This is a genomic window from Pseudomonas grandcourensis (assembly GCF_039909015.1).
Lineage (GTDB): Bacteria > Pseudomonadota > Gammaproteobacteria > Pseudomonadales > Pseudomonadaceae > Aquipseudomonas > Aquipseudomonas grandcourensis.
Genome location: NZ_CP150919.1, coordinates 4,675,371 through 4,692,062 on the forward strand (window position 1 = coordinate 4,675,371; position 16,692 = coordinate 4,692,062).

Annotated in this window: 12 protein-coding genes; 5 read left to right on the forward strand and 7 right to left on the reverse strand. The window is 60.5% G+C overall.

What is annotated here, in order from left to right; all coding sequences use genetic code 11:
- Positions 1-220: 220 nt before the first annotated feature.
- Positions 221-1,684: a glyceraldehyde-3-phosphate dehydrogenase gene (locus AABM52_RS20955; RefSeq protein ID WP_347907669.1), complete on the reverse strand. Its 1,464-nt coding sequence runs from the start codon at positions 1,682-1,684 to the stop codon at positions 221-223.
- A 363-nt stretch (positions 1,685-2,047) separates the two neighbouring features.
- On the opposite strand from AABM52_RS20955, the gene mfd reads away from it, so the two are divergent.
- Genes mfd through AABM52_RS20970 form a run of 3 tightly spaced genes read left to right on the forward strand, consistent with a single transcriptional unit; the run spans position 2,048 to position 8,786 of the window.
- Positions 2,048-5,497 (forward strand): transcription-repair coupling factor, encoded by a 3,450-nt coding sequence (gene mfd / locus AABM52_RS20960; protein ID WP_347907671.1) that lies wholly within the window; start codon positions 2,048-2,050, stop codon positions 5,495-5,497.
- A gap of 10 nt (positions 5,498-5,507) precedes the next feature.
- A complete protein-coding gene (locus tag AABM52_RS20965; protein WP_347907672.1) occupies positions 5,508-6,086 on the forward strand; it encodes a CsiV family protein in 579 nt (192 codons plus the stop codon).
- A 6-nt stretch (positions 6,087-6,092) separates the two neighbouring features.
- On the forward strand, positions 6,093-8,786 hold the full coding sequence (locus AABM52_RS20970) for a DEAD/DEAH box helicase (protein ID WP_347907674.1): 2,694 nt from the start codon (positions 6,093-6,095) through the stop codon (positions 8,784-8,786).
- Positions 8,787-8,926: 140 nt separating this feature from the next.
- On the opposite strand, the gene AABM52_RS20975 is transcribed toward AABM52_RS20970, so the two are convergent.
- From AABM52_RS20975 to AABM52_RS20985, 3 genes are all read right to left on the reverse strand, one after another.
- Positions 8,927-9,664, reverse strand: coding sequence for an S-methyl-5'-thioinosine phosphorylase (locus tag AABM52_RS20975; protein WP_007991412.1), 738 nt, complete (start codon positions 9,662-9,664; stop codon positions 8,927-8,929).
- Positions 9,665-9,676: 12 nt separating this feature from the next.
- The gene (nagZ, locus tag AABM52_RS20980) at positions 9,677-10,687 is read right to left on the reverse strand and encodes a beta-N-acetylhexosaminidase (RefSeq protein WP_347907675.1); all 1,011 of its coding nucleotides are present in this window, start codon (positions 10,685-10,687) and stop codon (positions 9,677-9,679) included.
- Between the two features lie 158 nt (positions 10,688-10,845).
- Complete coding sequence (locus AABM52_RS20985; protein ID WP_007974041.1) at positions 10,846-11,553, reverse strand: TetR/AcrR family transcriptional regulator; 708 nt, start codon at positions 11,551-11,553, stop codon at positions 10,846-10,848.
- Between the two features lie 229 nt (positions 11,554-11,782).
- Here AABM52_RS20985 and lexA point away from each other — a divergent pair, with 229 nt between their 5' ends.
- Positions 11,783-12,391: a transcriptional repressor LexA gene (gene lexA, locus AABM52_RS20990; RefSeq protein WP_007995278.1), complete on the forward strand. Its 609-nt coding sequence runs from the start codon at positions 11,783-11,785 to the stop codon at positions 12,389-12,391.
- Positions 12,392-12,401: 10 nt separating this feature from the next.
- Positions 12,402-12,878 carry an SOS-induced cell division inhibitor SulA gene (gene sulA / locus AABM52_RS20995; protein WP_007991406.1) on the forward strand — a complete coding sequence of 159 codons (477 nt, stop codon included), beginning with the start codon at positions 12,402-12,404 and terminating at the stop codon, positions 12,876-12,878.
- A 94-nt stretch (positions 12,879-12,972) separates the two neighbouring features.
- Here sulA and AABM52_RS21000 read toward each other — a convergent pair whose 3' ends face one another.
- The 3 genes from AABM52_RS21000 to topA all read right to left on the reverse strand — a co-directional run bounded on the left by AABM52_RS21000 (position 12,973) and on the right by topA (position 16,595).
- On the reverse strand, positions 12,973-13,206 hold the full coding sequence (locus tag AABM52_RS21000; protein WP_008023011.1) for a hypothetical protein: 234 nt from the start codon (positions 13,204-13,206) through the stop codon (positions 12,973-12,975).
- Positions 13,207-13,300: 94 nt separating this feature from the next.
- On the reverse strand, positions 13,301-13,825 hold the full coding sequence (locus AABM52_RS21005) for a DUF6586 family protein (RefSeq protein ID WP_347907678.1): 525 nt from the start codon (positions 13,823-13,825) through the stop codon (positions 13,301-13,303).
- Positions 13,826-13,967: 142 nt separating this feature from the next.
- Positions 13,968-16,595, reverse strand: coding sequence for a type I DNA topoisomerase (topA, locus tag AABM52_RS21010; protein WP_347907680.1), 2,628 nt, complete (start codon positions 16,593-16,595; stop codon positions 13,968-13,970).
- Positions 16,596-16,692: the final 97 nt, after the last annotated feature.

Consider the following 16,692-nt stretch of genomic DNA (forward strand, 5'->3'; position numbering starts at 1 on the left):
TATCCTTGGAAGGGTGTTCAGAAATAATGCGGCGGACGCTAACAGCGTCGCGACCCTAACGGCAGCGGCAGAGGAACGATTAAGAAGTTTCGCCAAACGAAACAATCCTTTTCCTACAGGAGTGCTTCCAAAGCGTATTTATTCGGTAAGGAAAGCCTGAGGAACACACAAACAAAAACGCCCCGACCAAGGCCGGGGCGTTTCATGTGCAGCTAAAGGCTTAGCGCGGGAATGCTGGCGGGTTTACACCGGCCATGTCTTCCATCACGCGAACCACCTGGCAGCTGTAACCGAACTCGTTGTCGTACCAGACGTACAGAACAACGCGGTTATCCTGGGTGATGGTCGCTTCCGCGTCCACTACGCCTGCGTGGCGCGAGCCAACGAAGTCGGTGGAAACCACTTCCTGGGAGCTGACGTAGTCGATCTGCTTGTGCAGATCCGAGTGCATGGCCATCTGGCGCAGGTACTCGTTGATCTCTTCGCGAGTGGTGGCCTTTTCCAGGTTCAGGTTCAGGATGGCCATCGACACGTTCGGCGTAGGAACGCGAATCGCGTTGCCGGTCAGCTTGCCCTTGAGCACTGGCAGCGCCTTGGCGGCTGCGGTGGCGGCACCGGTCTCGGTGATAACCATGTTCAGCGGCGCGGCGCGGCCACGACGGCTGCCCTTGTGGAAGTTGTCGATCAGGTTCTGGTCGTTGGTGAACGAGTGAACGGTTTCGACGTGGCCGTTGATGATGCCGTACTTGTCGTTGACTGCCTTGAGCACCGGCACGATGGCGTTGGTGGTGCAGGAAGCCGCCGAGATGATCTTGTCGTCAGGGGTGATTTCGCCATGGTTGATGCCGTGCACGATGTTCTTCAGCGCGCCCTTGCCAGGTGCGGTGAGGATCACGCGGGCAGCGCCCGGGCAGGTCAGGTGCTGGCCCAGGCCGTCAGCGTCACGCCATACACCGGTGTTGTCGACGATCAGAGCGTTTTCGATGCCGTACTGGGTGTAGTCGACTTCGGCCGGGCTCTTGGCGTAGATAACCTGGATCAGGTTGCCGTTGGCGGTGATGGTGTTGTTGGCTTCATCGATGGTGATGGTGCCATCGAACGGACCATGGACCGAGTCGCGGCGCAGCAGGCTGGCACGCTTGACCAGGTCGTTCTCGGCGCCCTTGCGGACAACGATGGCGCGCAGGCGCAGGCCGTCGCCACCACCGGTTTTCTCGATCAGGATGCGCGCCAGCAGACGGCCGATACGACCGAAGCCGTACAGGACAACGTCGGTGCCTTTGCGGGCCGATGCGTTTTGCTGGCCAACCACGTCAGCCAGTTCTTCACGGACGAACTGCTCGGCAGTACGGCCATTGCCTTCGGCCTTGAATTTGGCCGCCAGCTTGCCCAGGTCCACCGAAGCGGCGCCGAGCTTGAGTTCGCTCATCGCCTTGATCAGCGGGAATGTTTCGTGGACGGACAGCTCGCTTTCGTCGGACTGACGGTGACGAGCAAAGCGGTGAGCTTTGAGAATCGCAATGACTGAACGATTGATCAGGCTGCGGCCATAGATCGAGCTCACCACGTTGTTATTGCGGTAGAGCTGACCGATAAGCGGAATCATCGCTTCTGCGAGTGCTTCACGGTCGATCCATTCACCAAGACACTGGTCGGGCTTCTGAGTCACGGGAACCTTCCACATGTAGGGGCAGAAAAAAGGGGCTACATTATGCCGCCGAGTGACAGCGGTAGCAATGCGCGCCCGTCGTGCTTTACGTAACAATTCGTCGTTCAAAAAAATTACGCCTCGCGCAAGCCCAATAAAACCGGGGCTTGCAGCGCAGTCAATTTTTTGGAGGTTACGCCTCCTTATCCGTAACCCTCCGTAACACTCGTTGTTTTTGCCACTACATATTCAGTAATTCCCGGCAAAAAAGCGTCGAATTTTGTCTTTACCACTACATTTCACCAAACCCGTGCTTTAGACGCAGTCAGCAACTGACAGGCGGCATCGTTGACCGCTACAATTGCCGACTTTGTCGCAACGCTTGGAGCTCAACCTTCCGTGCCCGTTCTGCGTCTACCGCTTCTCCCTGCCGCGGCAGGTAAACAGCACTGGGGCAACCTGCCCGGTGCCGCCCTGAGCCTGGCCATCGCCGAGGCCGCCAGCGCTGCCAAGCGCTTTACCCTGCTGCTGACCGCCGACAGCCAAAGTGCCGAACGGCTGGAACAGGAGCTGGCTTTCTTCGCCCCGGATTTACCCGTATTGCACTTTCCCGACTGGGAAACCCTGCCCTACGACCTGTTCTCGCCGCACCAGGACATCATTTCCCAGCGCATCGCCAGCCTGTACCGGCTGCCGGAACTGAGCCATGGCGTACTGGTGGTGCCGATCACGACCGCCCTGCATCGCCTCGCGCCGACCAAGTTCCTGCTCGGCAGCAGCCTGGTGCTGGATATCGGCCAGAAGCTTGACGTCGAGCAAATGCGCACCCGCCTTGAAGCCACGGGCTATCGCTACGTCGATACGGTGTATGAGCACGGCGAGTTCACCGTTCGCGGCTCGCTGATCGATCTGTTCCCGATGGGAAGCAAGCTGCCGTATCGCATCGATCTGTTCGACGACGAAATCGAAACCCTGCGCACCTTCGACCCGGAGAACCAGCGTTCGATCGACAAGGTTGATTCGGTCAAGCTGTTGCCGGCCAAGGAATTCCCGCTGCAAAAAGAAGCAGTCACTCGCTTCAAGGCGCGCTTCCGCGAGCGCTTCGATGTCGATTTCCGCCGTTGCCCGATCTTCCAGGACTTGAGCAGCGGGATTACCCCGGCCGGTATCGAGTACTACCTGCCGCTGTTCTTCGAAGAAACCTCGACGCTGTTCGATTACCTGCCCCAGGACACCCAAGTGTTCTCGCTGCCCGGCATCGAACAGGCCGCGGAAAACTTCTGGAACGACGTGCGCAATCGCTATGAAGAACGCCGCGTCGACCCGTCCCGCCCTTTATTACCGCCTGCAGAGCTGTTCCTGCCGGTAGAAGACTGCTTCGCACGCTTGAAGAACTGGCCGCGCGTGGTGGCCAGTCAACAGGACGTGGAAAGCGGTGGCGGTCGCGAGCGCTTCCCCGCTCGGGAGCTGCCGAACCTGGCCATCGAAGCCAAGGCCACTCAGCCAATGGCGGCACTGGCCGAGTTCCTCGACCAGTTCCCCGGTCGCGTGCTGTTCACCGCCGAATCGGCAGGCCGCCGCGAAGTGTTGCTGGAGCTGCTGGAACGTTTGAAGCTGCGACCGAAAACCGTCGACAGCTGGCCGGACTTTGTCGCCGGCAAGGAACGCCTGGCGATCACCATCGCACCGCTCGACGAAGGCTTGCTGCTCGACGACCCGGCCCTGGCCCTCGTCGCCGAAAGCCCGTTGTTCGGCCAGCGCGTGATGCAGCGCCGTCGCCGCGAAAAGCGCGCCGATGCCAACAACGATGCCGTCATCAAGAACCTCACCGAGCTGCGCGAAGGCGCGCCGGTGGTGCACATCGACCACGGCGTCGGCCGCTACCTGGGCCTGGCGACCCTGGAAATTGACAACCAGGCCGCCGAATTCCTTGCCCTGGAATACGCCGAAGGCGCCAAGCTTTATGTGCCGGTGGCCAACTTGCACCTGATCGCCCGCTACACCGGCAGCGACGATGCCCTGGCCCCGCTGCACCGCCTCGGCTCCGAGACCTGGCAGAAGGCCAAGCGCAAAGCCGCCGAACAGGTGCGCGACGTCGCCGCCGAGTTGCTCGACATCTATGCCCGCCGCGCAGCCCGCGAAGGCTACGCTTTCGCCGATCCGAAGGCCGACTACGCCACCTTCAGCGCCGGTTTCCCGTTCGAAGAAACCCCGGACCAGCAAACCACCATCGAAGCGGTGCGCGAAGACATGCTTGCGCCCAAGCCGATGGATCGCCTGGTGTGCGGCGACGTTGGCTTCGGCAAGACCGAAGTGGCGATGCGCGCCGCGTTCATCGCCGTGCACGGCGGTCGCCAGGTGGCGATCCTGGTGCCGACCACCCTGCTCGCCCAGCAGCACTACAACAGCTTCCGCGACCGCTTCGCCGACTGGCCGGTGACCGTGGAAGTGATGAGCCGCTTCAAGTCGGCCAAGGAAGTGAATGCGGCGGTCGCAGACCTGGCTGAAGGCAAGATCGACATCGTCATCGGCACGCACAAGCTGCTGCAGGACGACGTGAAGATCAAAAACCTTGGCCTGGTGATCATCGACGAAGAACACCGTTTCGGCGTGCGCCAGAAAGAACAGCTCAAGGCGCTACGCAGCGAAGTCGACATCCTGACCCTGACCGCCACGCCGATTCCGCGCACGCTGAACATGGCGGTGTCGGGCATGCGCGACCTGTCGATCATCGCCACGCCGCCGGCCCGTCGCCTGTCGGTACGCACCTTCGTCATGGAACAGAACAAGAGCACGGTCAAAGAGGCCCTGCTGCGTGAGCTGCTGCGTGGTGGCCAGGTCTACTACCTGCACAACGACGTGAAGACCATCGAGAAATGCGCCGCCGACCTCGCCGAACTGGTGCCGGAAGCACGGATCGGCATCGGTCATGGCCAGATGCGTGAACGCGATCTCGAACAGGTGATGAGCGACTTCTATCACAAGCGCTTCAACGTGCTGATCGCCTCGACCATCATCGAGACCGGCATCGACGTGCCGAGCGCCAACACCATCATCATCGAGCGTGCCGACAAGTTCGGCCTGGCACAGTTGCACCAGTTGCGCGGCCGGGTCGGACGCAGTCACCACCAGGCGTACGCCTACCTGTTGACGCCGCCGCGCCAGCAAATCACCCCGGACGCGGAAAAGCGCCTGGAAGCGATTGCCAATACCCAGGACCTCGGCGCGGGCTTCGTGCTCGCCACCAACGACCTGGAAATCCGTGGCGCCGGCGAACTGCTCGGCGACGGCCAGAGCGGGCAGATCCAGGCCGTCGGCTTTACGCTGTACATGGAAATGCTCGAGCGCGCGGTGAAGTCGATCCGCAAGGGCGAGCAACCGAACCTCGATCAACCGCTTGGCGGCGGTCCGGAAGTCAACTTGCGGGTACCGGCATTGATCCCGGAAGACTACCTGCCGGATGTCCACGCCCGCCTGATTCTCTACAAGCGCATTGCCTCGGCCACCGACGAGGACGGCCTCAAGGATTTGCAGGTGGAGATGATCGACCGTTTCGGCCTGTTGCCGGAACCGACCAAGAACCTGATCCGCATCACTGCATTGAAATTGCAGGCCGAGCAACTGGGCATCAAGAAAGTCGATGGCGGCCCGCAAGGCGGTCGCGTCGAGTTCGCCGCACAGACGCCGGTCGACCCGCTGACCCTGATCAAACTGATCCAGAGCCAGCCAAAACGCTACAAATTCGAAGGCGCCACGATGTTCAAGTTCATGGTTCCGATGGAGCGCCCGGAAGAGCGCTTTAATACTGTAGAGGCGCTGTTCGAGCGCCTCGTTCCGAAAACTGCTTGAAGGACGCCGCATGCGCCTGTTTCGCTCACTGACCCTGCTGACCCTGTTGATGCCAGCACTGGTCGCACCCACGGCATTTGCCGATGACCTGTATCAGGTCGAAATGATTCTGGTCCGTCAAAACGCCGTACCGGCGATTGTCAGCCGCGCCGCGCCGGAAGACTGGGCGGCTGGCGCCCAACCGGTCAGCACCGACAGCCTGCGCACGCCAAGCCTGAATGGCGAGGTGGAAAAACTCACCAGCAGCGCCGACTACACGGTGTTGCTGCACAAGGCCTGGCAACAGCCCCTCGGCGAAACGGCCAGCAAAGTGGCAATCAGCGACGGCAAGGAACAATATGGTCAGTTCCCGATCGAGGGCACACTGAACATGAAACTGGGACGCTTTACCGACGTCGACGCCGATTTCTGGGTCAACCAAATCGATGCCAATGGCATGGTGACCGCCAGCGAGCGCTTGAAACAGGAAAGCCACACCAAGAACGGCCAGCTGAACTTCCTCGATAACGGCCATCTCGGCCTGCTGATCAAGATCACCTCGCTGACCGCCCCCGCACCCCGAGCAGCTCCCGAAGAAATTCCGGATTGATTCCCTATGTCCGCGACCCTGAGCAAACCCCTGGCACCATCCTGGGTCAGCCGATTCAAGGAACAGAGCCTGGAGCGTGGTCGCCGTTACGCGCTGGAGAATCGTGTCAGGATCGTCGAGGCCGGCGACGCCACGATCATTGCCGCCTGCGAAGGCTCTGGCAGTAACGTTTACCGTCAGACCATTCGCCTGCGCGAGTCAGCCAAGGGCACGCTGCTGATGGTCGACGCCACCTGCTCCTGCCCGGTCCACAGCAACTGCAAACATTGCGCGGCGGTGCTTCTGCAAGTGCAGGAAACCCTCGACTACCCCGCTGCCGCCAAAGACGCCGAACTCCTGGAAAAACTCCAGGCAGTCCTGGAAAACCGCAGCCCGAAAGCCCCGCCGCAAGTGCTGGTGGACAATGTGCAGCCCGTCCCGCGCCTGTGGCTGGCGAGCATAGAGTTCAGCGCGTTCGAACCGCGCAACGGCCGAATGCAGCGTTACATCCAGCATCGCGCGGCGCTGTCTTTCAGTTACCTGGACGAGTACGTTTGCGGGCAGAAAAACACCGACATCCTGATTCGCCAGGAAACCCAGACGCTGCGGATAAAACGCCACCCGGACGTGGAACAGTCCTACCGGGAACAGTTGCGAATCCTCGGCTTCAAAGTCGCCACTCGGCAAAGCAAAGCCTTGCCGGAAAGTGCCGGCGAGCTGTTCGAGATGATCAATGACAGCGCCTGGCTGACCTTTACCCTCAATGAGCTGCCGAAGCTGCGCACCCAGGGCTGGGAATTGCAGATCGACGAGGACTTCGGGTTCGACCTGACGGCGGTAGACGACTGGTACGCCACGGTCGAACAGGCTCCGGAGCGCGACTGGTTCGACCTGGAACTGGGGATCATCGTCAACGGCGAACGCCTGAGCCTGTTGCCGATCCTGCTCAACCTGATGCGCTCCCACACCGAAATCCTCAACCCGGAACGCCTGGCCCGACGCCGCGACGACGAGCTGATCCTGGTGAATATCCCCAATCGCCCGAACTCCGAGTACGGCCCGCTGCAAGTCGCCCTGCCCTTCGGCCGTTTGAAGCCGGTGCTGGCCACCCTCGGCGAGTTCTACCTGCAGGAGCCCGGTGACACCACGCTGCGCCTGAGCAAGGCCGATGCCACGCGCCTGAACCCGCTGGAAGGCATGCCACTGCTCTGGGAGGGCGGCGAACAGATCCGCACTTTTGCCCAGCGCCTGCGTGACATCAAGGACCACACGGCCACCGCCCCGGAAGGCCTGAATGCGACGCTGCGTCCGTATCAGCTTGAAGGCTTGAGCTGGATGCAATCGCTGCGGCAGCTGGAAGTGGGTGGAATTCTCGCGGACGACATGGGCCTGGGCAAAACCCTGCAGACACTGGCCCACGTGCTGAGCGAGAAAAACGCCGGCCGCCTCGATCGGCCGTGCATGGTGGTGATGCCGACCAGCCTGATCCCCAATTGGCTCGACGAAGCGGCGCACTTTACGCCACAGCTCAAGGTACTGGCGCTATACGGTGCCGGCCGCAAAAAGCACTTCGACAAGCTGGCTGATTACGATCTGATCCTGACCACCTATGCGCTGCTGCCCAAGGATGTCGAACGCCTGGCGGCGCAGCCCTTGCACATACTGGTGCTGGACGAAGCGCAATACATCAAGAACCCGACCAGCAAGGCCGCCCAGGCTGCCCGCGAGCTCAATGCCCGGCAGCGCCTGTGCCTGAGCGGCACGCCGCTGGAAAACCATCTCGGTGAACTCTGGTCGCTGTTTCACTTCCTCTTGCCCGGCTGGCTGGGCGATGTGAAAAGCTTCAACCGCGATTACCGCGTGCCGATTGAAAAACGCACCAGCGAGGTCAGGCTTCAGCACCTCAACGGCCGGATCAAACCTTTCCTGCTGCGCCGTACCAAAGAACAGGTGGCCACCGAGTTGCCACCGAAAACCGAGATCATCCATTGGGTCGAACTCAACGAGGCCCAGCGCGATGTGTACGAAACCATGCGCCTGGCCATGGACAAGAAGGTCCGCGACGAGATCACCCGCAAAGGCGTGGCCCGCAGCCAGATCATCATTCTCGAAGCCCTGCTCAAGCTGCGTCAGGTGTGCTGTGACTTGCGCCTGGTCAACGAGGCGACCCTGCCAAGCCGTGGCAGCACGTCGGGCAAGCTCGACAGCCTGATGGAAATGCTCGAGGAATTGTTCGAGGAAGGTCGACGGATCCTGCTGTTCTCGCAGTTCACCTCAATGCTGTCGCTGATCGAAGACGAACTGAACAAACGCGGCGTGGCCTACGCCCTGCTGACCGGCCAGACCCGCGACCGCCGCACACCCGTGAAAGAGTTCCAGAGTGGCAAGCGTCAGATTTTTCTGATCAGCCTGAAGGCCGGTGGCGTTGGCCTGAACTTGACCGAAGCGGACACGGTGATTCATTACGACCCGTGGTGGAACCCGGCGACGGAAAACCAGGCGACCGACCGCGCGTATCGCATCGGCCAGGAGAAGCCGGTGTTCGTTTACAAACTGATTGCGCGGGGCACGGTGGAAGAAAAGATTCAGCACCTGCAAAAGGAAAAATCCGACCTCGCGGCCGGCGTGCTGGATGGGCGCAAGGCCGGGGACTGGAAACTGCAGAACGATGATATTGAGGCGCTGTTTGCGCCGCTGCCGGAAAACCTCGAAAAGCGTTGAGACTTTCGGCGTCTGAACCGGCCTCTTCGCGAGCAGGCTCGCTCCCACATTAACCGCGTCGAACGCAAATTCTACGAACGCCACAAATCCTGTGGGAGCGAGCTTGCTCGCGATGAAGTCAACTCGGTATCAAGCGGGACTCAACCCTTGAGCACCCGCGCCAGTGTCGATTTCACCTTGCCCATGCCGTCATGCAATGCCTGCTCAATCTCGGCCATGGTGATCACCGCCGTCGACTTGCCCGCCGCCGGGTTCACCACCAGCGCCAGACAGGCGTAATCCAGTTCCAGTTCGCGGGCCAGGGCCGCCTCCGGCATACCGGTCATGCCGACGATGTCGCAGCCGTCGCGCTCCAGTCGGGCGATTTCAGCCACTGTCTCCAGGCGCGGCCCTTGAGTACAGGCATATACGCCATGACTGCTGTAGCCCACACCTTCCGCCGCCAATGCCGCAATCAGTTGCTGGCGCAACGGTTCGCTGTAGGGGTAGCTGAAGTCGATATGGGTGACGTGCTCCAGGTCATCGGCAAAATAGGTGTGCTCACGACCGCTGGTGTAGTCGATCAACTGATGTGGCACGCAAAAATGCCCGGTGCCCATGGCGGCATGGATGCCTCCCACAGCGTTGACCGCCAGAATGGCTTCGGCACCGGCCTGCTTCAGCGCCCAGAGGTTGGCGCGGTAGTTCACCTGATGCGGCGGGAAACGATGCGGATGGCCGTGACGCGCGAGGAACAGCACTTCCTTGCCGGCATACTCGCCGATCTGCACTTCGGCCGAAGGTGCGCCATAAGGCGTGTCCACTGCCAGTGACTGGCGAATGCTCAGGCCTTCGAGTTGAGTCAGGCCAGTGCCACCGATAATCGCGTAAACCGTCATAACGAACAGTCCTTAATCAATCAATTGAGCTTCTTTGAGCGCACCGACAGCGGCCAGCCAGCGCGGGTCCTGACGGTATTCGGTGCCGGCAAACGACTGGCCGCGCATCCGCGCAATACGCTCGGATGGCTTGACCTTCAGACGCTGGGCAGCGCTCAGGGCCAGTTCGGCGGCAGCGCGATCGTTGCACACCAGCCCCATGTCGCAACCGGCAGTCAGTGCCGCTTCGATACGGCTGGCAGCATCGCCGACCACGTGGGCGCCCGCCATGGACAGGTCGTCACTGAAGATCACGCCATCGAACTGCAACTCGCCGCGCAGGATGTCCTGCAACCAGCGGCGGGAGAAGCCGGCGGGTTGGGAATCGACCTGTGGATAAATAACGTGGGCCGGCATGACCGCGGCCAGTTGCTTGCTCAGTTTGGCAAAAGGCACCAGGTCCTTGACGCGGATCTCGTCGAGGCTGCGTTCGTCGTTGGGAATCGCGACGTGGGAATCCGCCTCGGCCCAGCCGTGGCCAGGGAAGTGCTTGCCGGTGGCCGCCATGCCTGCGCTATTCATGCCGCGGATGAATGCACCCGCGAGCAAGGCCGCACGCTCGGGATCACCTTCGAACGAACGGGTGCCGACAACGGCGCTGCGCTGGTAATCGAGGTCGAGCACCGGGGCGAAGCTCAGGTCCAGTCCAACAGCCAACACTTCGGTGGCCATGATCCAGCCGCACTGCTCGGCCAGGTATTCGGCGTTCGGGTTGTCGGCAATGGCGCGCATGGCGGGCAAGCGCACGAAACCCTGGCGCAGGCGCTGCACGCGGCCGCCCTCTTGATCCACCGCCAGCAGCAGATCGGGACGAATGGCGCGAATGGCCGCACTCAGCTCGCGCACTTGACGTGGATGCTCGATGTTACGGGCAAAGATGATCAGGCCACCCACTTCGGGCTGGCGCAGCAATTGGCGATCTTCAGCCGTCAGCCAGGTACCGGCGACGTCCACCATCAACGAGCCTTGCAAGCCAGCAGTCATAAAATTTCCTTGATAACAGAAAACCCGGCCCACACGAATTCGCCGCCAGACGCTGTGCCCGGCAGGTCGGCGATATCAATGGGAAACGGGTTCAGAACGAGAGTCGGCATGGGCGGCTAGCTTAGCGGATGTCAGCTGCCGCGCCCACCCGTATGCGGTTAAACCTTGGCGGCAACCGGTGTCGATTTGCTACGCGGACGCAACTGGGCCGTGGCCATGGCCGTGTCGGTAACGCCGGATTCGGCACGCATGCCGGCGGCCAGGAATGGCACCATCAGGCGCATGACCTGCTCGATCGAGGTGTTCACGCCGAAGTCGGTTTCAGCAATCGCGCGCAAGGCCTTGATACCGGACATGCTGAACGCCGCCGCACCCAGCATGAAGTGCACGCGCCAGAACAGTTCGATGGGTGGAATACGCGGCGCCGCTTCGTTGACCAGCATCATGTAGCGGCGGAACACCTTGCCGTACATGTCTTCCAGATAACGACGCAAGTGCCCCTGGCTCTGACTGAACGCCAGCCCCAGCAGACGCATGAAAATAGAAAGATCGTTGCCGCTGCGCGGCTGCACCACCAGCGCCTGCTCGACGAGGATTTCCAGCAACTCTTCGAGTGTCGGCTTGATTTCAGGCTTGGCCTGACGCCGCTCCAGCTCTTTATCGAGGCTGATGCAGAACGGCCCGAGGAACCGCGAGAAAACCGCTTGAATCAACGCCTTCTTCGAACCGAAGTGATAGTTCACCGCCGCCAGGTTGACACCCGCCTTGCTGGTGATCAGACGCAACGAGGTTTCGGCGAAACCTTTTTCCGCGAACAACTGCTCGGCTGCATCAAGAATGCGTTCAACGGTTTCCGACTGGGCCATGGCTACTCCGCCTGACAAACACTTGTTTGAAACATACGTTTCAACCTGTGCATTGTCAAGTCTGGCAGTTCGTTTCGGGAATGGTCGGTCAGACATTTAACCACACAACGGCGAAGCTTCAATCCACTGACTGTTTGACCGTCCGGCGGCGACTGAAAAATGGAGCATTGCCAAGACCGTCGCACTGTATATAATCCCAGTCACTGTATAAAAAAACAGAGCGATCGATATGCTAAAGCTGACGCCACGACAAGCAGAGATTCTGGCCTTCATCAAACGCTGCCTGGAAGACAACGGGTATCCACCCACCCGTGCGGAAATCGCTCAGGAACTGGGTTTCAAGTCGCCCAATGCGGCGGAAGAACACCTCAAGGCACTGGCCCGCAAGGGTGCAATCGAGATGACGCCTGGCGCCTCCCGCGGCATTCGCATCCCCGGCTTCGAAGCCAAGGCCGACGACTCCACCCTGCCGATCATTGGCCGGGTCGCAGCCGGCGCCCCGATTCTTGCGCAGCAACACATCGAAGAGTCCTGCAACATCAATCCCGCCTTCTTCCATCCGCGCGCCGACTACCTGCTGCGCGTCCACGGGATGAGCATGAAGGATATCGGCATTTTCGACGGCGACCTACTGGCGGTTCACACCACCCGCGAAGCCCGTAACGGCCAGATCGTGGTTGCGCGAATCGGCGACGAAGTGACCGTCAAACGCTTCAAGCGTGACGGTAGCAAAGTCTGGCTGATCGCCGAGAACCCCGAGTTCGCCCCTATTGAAGTGAACCTTCAAGACCAGGAACTGGTGATCGAAGGCTTGAGTGTCGGCGTCATTCGCCGCTAAAGGAGGCACCATGCAGTTCCCACAGACATCACCACAGCAAACCCAACTGCCGTTGTTCGAAGCGTTCATGGCACAGCCATTGGCGCCGATTCTGAAAGACGTAGTCGAGTCCCCCTGGAGCGCCGAACCTGACGTTTTCAGCGAGCTGTCACTGCGTGGTGCAGCCGGGAACTGCCTGAGCCTTCTGGCACCGATCCTCAGGGAATTGAGCCAGGACCAGGATGCACGCTGGCTGACACTGATCGCGCCGCCCGCCAGCCTGACTCAAGCCTGGCTGCGAGATGCCGGCCTTAACCGCGAGCGCATTCTGCTGCTGCAACCACGAGGCACCCAGAGCGCCCAGCAACTGACCTGCGAAGCCCTGCGCCTGGGTCGTAGCCATACGGTGGTCAGCTGGATCAACCCGTTGAGCCCCCAATCGCGGCAACAACTGATCAGCGCCGCCCGCACCGGGGACGCTCAGAGCCTGAATATTCGACTGGGTTAACCGGTAGACAAGACGCGTGTTTCACCGCGCAAGGCTTCTCCAGGGGGCAGAGAAGCCGATGAGTAACGACATCAAGAAAAGCGACAGACGGGGCTCAATGAAGTACCCGCGTCCCCTCTTCCTTGTCGAATTCGCCTTCAACCAGGCGACCGGCCATCTGAACACCCACGCTCAACATCGCCTTGGCGACTTCCACGTGCTGCCCTTGCAGGAATGCCTTGGCGTCCTCGGAGAAATCCAAAGTAACCAGAGAACCCTCGTCCTCGGCCCTGCGCAGCTCGATACGGCCGTCTGGTAACTCGACAATTTCTAGAAAGGACGTTGGCATAAAGGACTGTTCTCCACGAAAGGCGGGGATTATATAGGCATCGGCCAGGCTTCGCTCGGGATCTTGACCAGATGCCATTCCGAAACTATTTCTGTCAGCACTCGTTCAGGCCTTCGCGAAAGCGGATCGCCAATCCTTTCAGATTCTGACGCCAGCTCTCCAGCTCCTCACGACTCAACTCTTCAGGCACGTCCTCTTCATCCAGATTGACGGCCAGGATCAGTGGCTGGGTCACGTCCCCTTTTGGCTTGTGGGGCGCGCGCGGCGGCTGAAACAACGCAGCATGGGCAGCCAACAGCTTCGCCAGCCAGGTTTCCGGATTATTGGCCAGTTCGACCAGCTCGGCCATTTCCGGAATGGCGATGGTTTCCAGCACTTCGCGAGTCAGCAACAACTCTGCACGGGGCGCATTGGCCTGGGGCAAGCGATAGAAACCGGCGATTTCATGACACAGGCCCAAAAGCGCGCCGTACAGGTGAAACAGCGCGGATTCGCGCCCGGCCTGGATCAGCGCCAGCGAATTCATCGCCCGCCCTTCTTCAGTGCGAGCCAGCGCTTCGAGCGACAAGCCGGCGAAATAAATCTTCTGATTGGTGCGGGTATACAGTTCGTGGGCCATGACGGCAGCCTCCACAACGAAATAATTGCTTCATGCAGGTTGGACAGTGTCGTGGATCAGCCGATCCGACCGCAAGCTCAAAACAAAAAGGCCGCATGAAAACCTGAAGGTTCTCATGCGGCCTTTTCATTGCTGCGACGCTTTACGCCTTCGCCGCCGGACGCTTGTCTTCGACCGTCCACTTGCCGCCGTCGTAGAACGCCTTCCAGCCAGTCGGCTTACCGTCAACCTCGGTCTGCACATACTGCTCCTTGGTCTTGCGGCTGTAACGAATCACAGTCGGGAGGCCATCCGGATCTTTCTTCGGCGCTTCACAAAGGAAGTGATACTTCGGATCGATCTCGTCCTTGTGCGGGATGATTTCCATCACCAGCGGAGCACGGGTCTCGCGGTTTTTCGGGAATTGGCTGGCCGCCAGGAACAGGCCGGAGGCACCATCGCGCAGGATGTAGGTGTCGTTGACCTTTTCGCATTTCAGCTCAGGCATCTTCACCGGGTCCATCTTCGGCGGCGCCGCGTCACCGCTCTTGAGCAGTTTGCGGGTGTTTTTACAGGTGGCATTGGTGCAACCGAAGAACTTGCCGAAACGGCCAGTCTTGAGTTGCATCTCGCTGCCACACTTGTCGCACTCCAGGCTCGGACCTTCATAGCCCTTGATGCGATAAGTACCCTCTTCGATTTCATAGCCATCGCAATCGGGGTTGTTACCGCAGATGTGCAGCTTGCGCTTCTCATCGAGCAGGTAGGCATCCATCGCCGTGGCGCAGATCGGGCAGCGATGCTTGCCACGCAACACCAGCGACTCCGATTCACCCTCGTCGTCCGCAGCGATTTCATCGCCCGGCACCAGGTTGACGGTAGCCTTGCAGCGCTCTTTCGGCGGCAGACTGTAGCCCGAGCAACCGAGGAACACGCCGGTCGAGGCAGTACGGATCTGCATCGGACGACCGCAGGTGGTGCACGGGATGTCGGTCATCACCGGCTGGTTGGCACGCATGCCGTTTTCCGGGCTTTCGGCTACTTCGAGTTTCTTCTTGAAGTCGCCGTAGAACTCGTCGAGCACGTTTTTCCAGTCGCGCTCGCCCTGGGCCACGTCATCGAGATGCTCTTCCATACCGGCGGTGAAGCCGTAGTCCATCAGGTTGGAGAAGCTCTCGGCCAGACGCTCGGTGACGATGTCACCCATCTTTTCCGAGTAGAAACGACGGTTGTGCAGCGCCACGTAGCCGCGGTCCTGGATGGTCGAAATGATCGCCGCGTAGGTCGAAGGACGACCGATGCCGCGTTTTTCCATTTCTTTTACCAGGCTGGCTTCCGAGTAACGCGCCGGCGGCTTGGTGAAGTGCTGGGTCGGATCAAGCTTGATCAGCTTCATCGCGTCGCCCTGGGCCATATCCGGCAGTACGTCGTCATCGCCCGGCTTGGCGATTTGCGGCATGACACGGGTGTAACCGTCGAACTTCAGGATGCGGCCCTTGGCGCGCAGCTCGAAGTCGCCGGCACCCACAGTGACGGTAGTCGACAGGTATTGCGCCGGCAGCATCTGGCAAGCGAGGAACTGGCGCCAGATGAGCTCGTAGAGGCGCTCAGCGTCACGCTCCATGCCCGACAGCTTGCTTGGCTCGGTATTGGCGTCAGACGGACGAATCGCTTCGTGAGCCTCTTGTGCGCCTTCCTTGCTGCTGTAGACGTTCGGGGTTTCCGGCAGGTACTTCTTGCCGAACTCGCTTTCAATATAGGTACGCGCCATCGCCACGGCATCAACCGAGAGGTTGGTGGAGTCGGTACGCATGTAAGTGATGTAGCCAGCTTCGTACAAACGCTGGGCCATCATCATGGTTTTCTTCACGCCAAAACCCAGGCGGTTGCTCGCAGCCTGTTGCAGGGTCGAGGTGATAAACGGTGCGGACGGTTTGCTGCTGGTCGGCTTGTCTTCGCGCTTGACGATGCTGTAGCTGGAAGCCTTGAGCTTCTCCAGCGCGGCCATGGTCTGGGCTTCGTTGAGCGGCTTGAAGGCTTCGCCTTTCTCACGGGCCACGTCGAAGCGCACGTTCGCGCCCTTGGCGGTGCCGAGGTCGGCGTGGATTTCCCAGTATTCTTCCGGGTTGAACGCACGAATTTCGCGCTCACGCTCGACCACCAGCTTCACGGCTACAGATTGCACGCGACCGGCAGACAGGCCACGGGCGATCTTGGCCCACAGCAGGGGCGAAACCATGTAACCCACCACGCGGTCGAGGAAACGACGCGCTTGCTGGGCGTTGACGCGGTCGATATCCAGTTCGCCTGGCTTCGAGAAGGCTTCCTGAATCGCCTTCTTGGTAATTTCGTTGAACACCACGCGCTTGTAGCGGGTGTCGTCACCACCGATGGCTTCGCGCAGGTGCCAGGCAATGGCTTCCCCCTCGCGGTCCAAGTCGGTTGCGAGATAGATGGTGTCAGCATCCTTGGCGAGCCGGCGCAGCTCTTCGATGACTTTTTCCTTGCCCGGGAGGATCTCGTACTTGGCTTTCCAGCCATGATCCGGATCGACACCCATGCGCGCGACCAGCTGCTTACGCGCTTTTTCTTTCGGCGACAGTGCCGGCACTTCACCCGCAGCAGCCTTGCCGCGCTTGGCGGCTGGCTCTTTGCTGGCGCTAGCCGAACCGCTGGTGGGCAGGTCTCGGATATGGCCGATACTCGACTTCACCACGTATTCGTTGCCCAAATACTTGTTGATGGTCTTGGCCTTAGCCGGGGATTCCACAATGACCAGCGATTTGCCCATGGATCAGAAAATTCCTGAATTCGAGAAGTGAAAGGCGGTTGGCGCCTGACGCGGCACCGCTATATATAGTGGCAACAAGGTGAGGTCAAGCGCAGGG

Excerpts from the sequence above, each read along its gene's own strand:
- AABM52_RS20955 (WP_347907669.1), bottom strand. The coding sequence starts at position 1,684 with ATGTGGAAGGTTCCCGTGACTCAGAAGCCCGACCAGTGTCTTGGTGAA.
- AABM52_RS20965 (WP_347907672.1), top strand. The coding sequence starts at position 5,508 with ATGCGCCTGTTTCGCTCACTGACCCTGCTGACCCTGTTGATGCCAGCA.
- AABM52_RS20970 (WP_347907674.1), top strand. The coding sequence starts at position 6,093 with ATGTCCGCGACCCTGAGCAAACCCCTGGCACCATCCTGGGTCAGCCGA.
- AABM52_RS20975 (WP_007991412.1), bottom strand. The coding sequence starts at position 9,664 with ATGACGGTTTACGCGATTATCGGTGGCACTGGCCTGACTCAACTCGAA.
- nagZ (WP_347907675.1), bottom strand. The coding sequence starts at position 10,687 with ATGACTGCTGGCTTGCAAGGCTCGTTGATGGTGGACGTCGCCGGTACC.
- AABM52_RS20985 (WP_007974041.1), bottom strand. The coding sequence starts at position 11,553 with ATGGCCCAGTCGGAAACCGTTGAACGCATTCTTGATGCAGCCGAGCAG.
- lexA (WP_007995278.1), top strand. The coding sequence starts at position 11,783 with ATGCTAAAGCTGACGCCACGACAAGCAGAGATTCTGGCCTTCATCAAA.
- sulA (WP_007991406.1), top strand. The coding sequence starts at position 12,402 with ATGCAGTTCCCACAGACATCACCACAGCAAACCCAACTGCCGTTGTTC.
- AABM52_RS21000 (WP_008023011.1), bottom strand. The coding sequence starts at position 13,206 with ATGCCAACGTCCTTTCTAGAAATTGTCGAGTTACCAGACGGCCGTATC.
- AABM52_RS21005 (WP_347907678.1), bottom strand. The coding sequence starts at position 13,825 with ATGGCCCACGAACTGTATACCCGCACCAATCAGAAGATTTATTTCGCC.
- topA (WP_347907680.1), bottom strand. The coding sequence starts at position 16,595 with ATGGGCAAATCGCTGGTCATTGTGGAATCCCCGGCTAAGGCCAAGACC.